This window comes from Streptomyces turgidiscabies Car8 (genome assembly GCF_000331005.1).
In the GTDB taxonomy this organism is placed as follows: domain Bacteria; phylum Actinomycetota; class Actinomycetes; order Streptomycetales; family Streptomycetaceae; genus Streptomyces; species Streptomyces turgidiscabies.
The window spans coordinates 1-630 of sequence record NZ_AEJB01000502.1; the positions used below are offsets into that span (position 1 = coordinate 1).

The 630-nt window shown below is 71.4% G+C and carries 2 protein-coding genes; both read right to left on the reverse strand.

Annotated features, from left to right (window positions below):
• Positions 1-188: helix-turn-helix domain-containing protein (locus STRTUCAR8_RS35990; protein WP_044473486.1), on the reverse strand; the 188-nt coding region annotated here is incomplete at its 3' end.
• 183 nt (positions 189-371) lie between these two features.
• The coding region (locus tag STRTUCAR8_RS35995; protein ID WP_044473487.1) for a DUF1330 domain-containing protein at positions 372-630 on the reverse strand (259 nt) is incomplete at its 5' end.

Sequence of the window (630 nt, forward strand, 5' to 3'; positions counted from 1 at the left end):
AGGTCCTCCCGGCGCTGGAGCAGCGCGTGCAGAAGGCGCTTCTTGCTGGGGAAGTAGTGCAGGACGCCCTGCCGGGTCAGTCCCGCGCGCTCGGCGACCGCGTCGATCGAGGCCCGTCTGTAGCCGCGCTCGGCGAACACTTCCAGGGCGGCAGCCAGGATTTCCTCACGCCGGGTCGTCGTCTCCACGCGTCACCCTCTCCGCCACTGACACACCGATGTGGCAGTACGGTCACCACACCACACAAGTGGTCCCCGCGGCCACTGTCGGATGCCGGCCATTTCCCGCAGGGACCACGTCACAGGTCAACGCCCGTCGGGAAGGCGGGCGTTGACCTGTGACGAGGGTGCGCCCCGGGTGACGGACAGGCCTCAGCCGTTCCCGGCGGGCGGCTCGAAGCCCGCGACGATCACCATGTTGGAGTCGGCCGCCGCGTGCCGCAGCGGCTTCGCCTTCTCGTACTCGGCGGAGTCGTACCAGGCGCGGGCCGCCTCCACCGACTCGAACTCCAGGACGATGGTCCGGTCACCGTGCCACTCGCCCTCCAGCTGCTGCGGCCCGTCGTCGACCGCCAGGATCGACGCGCCGCTCGCGGCCAGGGTCGCCCCGGCGGCGCGGGCGTAGGCCTCG